Source organism: Micrococcus sp. HG099, from assembly GCF_024723355.1.
In the GTDB taxonomy this organism is placed as follows: domain Bacteria; phylum Actinomycetota; class Actinomycetes; order Actinomycetales; family Micrococcaceae; genus Micrococcus; species Micrococcus endophyticus.
Genome location: NZ_JANQCJ010000168.1, coordinates 1 through 3,796, shown reverse-complemented (window position 1 = coordinate 3,796; position 3,796 = coordinate 1). Strand labels below are relative to the sequence as shown.

Genomic DNA, 3,796 nt, shown 5'->3' with positions numbered 1-3,796 from the left:
AGACCGCCCGACGGCGGCGCTCGCCCTCGCCCTGGACGCGGCGGACCGCATGGCGCGGGTGGGCCTGCGCCGCGGCGCCGCGTCCGCCGCCGCCCTGGCCGGCCGGGTGGCCGGGGACCTGGAGGGCCACGAGGAGGCCGCGGTGGCCGCCTGGGAGCTGGCCTCCGTACACGCGGAGAAGGCCGAGGCGCCCGAGGCGTCGAGCCTGAGCTACTGGTGGGCCCACCAGCTCGTGCTGGCCGGCCGCCCGGACGAGGCCGAGCCGCTGCTCGCCCGCCTCGTGCGCCGGGAGGCGGCCCAGGGCCACGACGTCGAGCAGGCCCGGGCCCTCGTGGACCTCGGCCACGCCCACCACGACCAGGACCGCTCGGAGAACGCGCTGCCCCTGTGGCGCGAGGCCGCCGGGCTCTTCGAGGCCCACGGCCGCTGGGAGGACGCCGCCCGCACGCTCCTGGCGGCCGGCGCCCTCGTGAACCGCGCGCGCGACGAGCTCACCCGCCCCTCCGCGCTGGACCTGTTCGAGCGCGCCGTGGCGGCGGCCCGCCGCGCCGTGGACGAGGACCCGGCCGTGCTGCCGGCCGCCCTGCACGCGCACGGCTACCTGCTGTGCGAGTCCGGGCGTCCAGAGGGCCTGGAGCTGCTGGACGAGGCCGTGGCGCTCGTCCGCGCGGCCGAGGCGCCCTGGCAGGTGGCCGACTACACGGACACGCGCGCGCGGGCGCTGTGGTCGCTGGAGCAGGGGGCCGAGGCCGTCTCGACGGCCCTGCACGCGGCCGACCTGTTCACCGCGGCGCAGGACCCGGAGGGCGCGGCCCAGGCGGAGCTGTTCGCCGCGTCCGTGGTGGCCGAGGACGGCAGCCCGGAGCAGGCGGCCACCCTCTTCCGCCTGGTGAGCGAGTCCACCCAGTCCACGCTCGTGCGCCTAGGAGCCCTCACGGGCCTGCACCAGTGCCTCTCCGCGGTGGGCGACCACGACGGCGCCGCGCGGGTGCGGGACGACCTCGACGCGGTCCGGGAGCAGCTCGGCGCGGACTGAGCCGGCCGGCGGCCCCGGACCGACCGCGTCGGCCGCGCGGGATGAAGCCGTCTCTCATGCGCCCCTCATGGACGTGGGGCATCGTGGTGGCATGTCCCGCACCCCCCGTCTCCTCCTCGTGATCGTGCTGGCGCTCATCGTCGTCGTCGGGGCGGTCGCTCTCGCGCTGAACGCCGCCCGGCCCGGCCAGACGGTCCTGAGCCCGCAGATCACCCTGGGCTCCATGCCGGCGGCCCCCTCGGGCGGCCCCGCCTCGGCGGTCCGCCCCTCCCCCGCGTCGTCGTCGGCCTCCGCCTCGTCCTCGGCCGCCCAGTCGCGTGCCGCCGCGGAGTCCCGCTCCGCCGCAACCGTGTCCCGCGTTCCCGCGCCCGCGCCCACGCCTCTGGCAGACTCGTGGGACGCGGACGACGACGGGGATGACGATGACGACTGGGACGACGATGACGACGACTCGGACGACGACGACTGGGACGACGACTGACCCGGGGCGGACGCCCTGAGCGCCTCACGCACCGAGGAGCTGCGCCACCGCTGGCAGTCCCTGCCGGTGCGCACGCGCCTGAGCACCCTCCTCGCCCTCGTCCTCGTGCTGTCGCTGGCGGTCTCCGGCGTCGCCGCCTACGCCGTCCTGCGCATCACCGTGAACGACCGGATCGAGGCGAGCCTGCAGCGCGTCGTCGAGCAGGTCGCCCTGCTCTCCGAGACGGGTGTGGACCCCGAGACGGGCGAGCCGCCGGACTCCGCCGCCGCCTTCATCCGCCTGGCCATGCTGCGGGTCCTCCCCCATGACAACGAGGGGATACTGGGCCTCGCCCCGGACCGGGCCGAGCTGGCCGCGAGCGGCGCCGTCGAGCTGCGCCTCGAGGAGGACCCCGAGCTCGTCGCCTGGGCGCTGGCCCGGGTGGGCGATCAAGAGGCCCGCGCGGAGACCGTCACGACCGACAGCACCACGTACCGGGCCGTGGTCGTGCCCGTGACCGGCTGGGGCCAGGACGACGCCGGCGCCCTGCTCCTGGCCGTGGACGTGGACGCGGAGGTCGGCCGGCTGGACCGCACCTTCCTCGGTTTCGCCGGCGGCGCGCTGCTCACCACGGTGTTCGCCCTCGCCGTGGGCGTGCCGCTGCTGCGCCGCGTCTTCGCCCCGCTCGAGTCCCTCCAGGAGGCGGTCGGAGAGGTCACCGAGCACGATCTGGACCGGCGCGTGGAGGTGATCGGCCACGACGACGTCGCGGCCCTCGGCCACTCCTTCAACGCCATGCTGGAGCGGCTCGAGGACTCCTTCGCCTCCCAGCGCCGCCTCCTGGACGACGCCGGCCACGAGCTGCGCACGCCGGTGACGATCGTGCAGGGCCACCTCGAGGTCATGGACCCGGACGACCCCGCGGACGTGCGCGAGACCACCCGCCTGACCCTGGACGAGCTGGACCGGATGAGCCGCCTCGTGGACGACCTGCTGGTGCTCGCCAAGGCCCAGCACCCCGACTTCCTGCGCCCGGCCCCCGTGGACGTCGCCGAGCTGACCCGCGGGGTGCTGGCCCGCGCGTCGGGCTTCGACGGCCACGTGTGGGAGCTCGACGGCGTCGCGGAGGCCACCGTCTCCCTCGACGCCCAGCGGATCACCCAGGCGTGGCTCCAGCTGGCCGCCAACGCGGTGCGCTACTCCGAGCCGGGCACCGTGGTGCGCCTGGGCTCGGCCGTGGAGGGCGGTCGGCTGCGCCTGTGGGTCCAGGACCACGGCGTGGGCGTGCGCCCGCAGGACCGCGCCCAGATCTTCGAGCGGTTCGGCCGGGGCGCGCACGGCACCCGCGCGGACGGCTCGGGCCTGGGCCTGGCCATCGTCTCCTCGATCGCCGCCGCGCACGGCGGGGAGGTGAGCCTGGACTCCGTGCCCGGGCTCGGCAGCGTCTTCCGCATCGAGCTGCCCCTGAGCACCCAGAGCCGGCCGGCCGGCTCCCTCACCCCCGGGAAGGACCCCGCATGATCCCTGTGCTGCTGATCGAGGACGAGGAGCGCATCGCCGCGTTCGTCACCAAGGGCATGGCCGCGGAGGGCATCGCGGTCACCACGGCCGGCACCGGCGCCGAGGGCGTGGGCCTGGCCATGACCGGGGCCTTCGAGCTGGTCATCCTGGACCTGGGCCTGCCGGACGCGGACGGCTTCGACGTGCTCGCCCGGATCCGACGGCAGGACGCGCACCTGCCCGTCATCATCCTCACGGCGCGCTCCTCGGCCCAGGACACCGTGGAGGGCCTGACCTCCGGGGCGGACGACTACATGCCCAAGCCCTTCCGGTTCGCCGAGCTGCTGGCCCGCGTGCGGCTGCGCCTGCGCCCGGGCGCCCCCGCCCCGGAGCCGACGGACTCGGTGCTGCGCCACGGCGACCTCGAACTGGACCCGGCCTCCCACACGGCGCGCGTGGACGGGCGCACGGTGGCGCTCTCGGCGCGCGAGTTCGCCCTGGCCGAGGAGTTCCTGCGCAGCCCCGGCCAGGTCCTCAGCCGCGAGCAGCTGCTGGACGGCGCGTGGGGCGAGGACTTCGAGTCCGGCTCCAACGTGGTGGACGTGTACGTGCGCTACCTGCGTGCCAAGATCGGCGCGGAGCGGATCCTCACGGTCCGCGGCCTGGGCTACCGGCTGGCCGGCGAGGACGAGCTCAGCGGCTGACACGGGCCAGCGCGGCGTCCGCGGCGGCGCGGCGGGCGGTGCGGGCGGCGCGCGGGACGGAGGGGTCGGCCCCGAGGGCGGCGAGCACGACGGCGG

The 3,796-nt window shown here is 76.3% G+C and carries 4 protein-coding genes; all 4 read left to right on the top strand.

All coding sequences use genetic code 11. The features are described 5' to 3' along the window. Positions 1-1,036: hypothetical protein (locus NWP10_RS10935; RefSeq protein WP_258300927.1), on the top strand; the 1,036-nt coding region annotated here is incomplete at its 5' end. Between the two features lie 91 nt (positions 1,037-1,127). Further along, on the top strand, positions 1,128-1,517 hold the full coding sequence (locus tag NWP10_RS10930) for a hypothetical protein (protein ID WP_258300926.1): 390 nt from the start codon (positions 1,128-1,130) through the stop codon (positions 1,515-1,517). Positions 1,518-1,583: 66 nt separating this feature from the next. Next, a complete protein-coding gene (locus NWP10_RS10925) occupies positions 1,584-3,017 on the top strand; it encodes a cell wall metabolism sensor histidine kinase WalK (RefSeq protein ID WP_258300925.1) in 1,434 nt (477 codons plus the stop codon). Then, on the top strand, positions 3,014-3,700 hold the full coding sequence (locus NWP10_RS10920) for a response regulator transcription factor (RefSeq protein ID WP_017489659.1): 687 nt from the start codon (positions 3,014-3,016) through the stop codon (positions 3,698-3,700). Before NWP10_RS10925 ends, NWP10_RS10920 begins: the two co-directional genes overlap by 4 nt. Positions 3,701-3,796 lie beyond the last annotated feature (96 nt).

Bases quoted from the DNA above. Each gene is read 5' to 3' on its own strand.
- NWP10_RS10930 (WP_258300926.1), top strand. From the start codon at position 1,128: ATGTCCCGCACCCCCCGTCTCCTCCTCGTGATCGTGCTGGCGCTCATC.
- NWP10_RS10920 (WP_017489659.1), top strand. From the start codon at position 3,014: ATGATCCCTGTGCTGCTGATCGAGGACGAGGAGCGCATCGCCGCGTTC.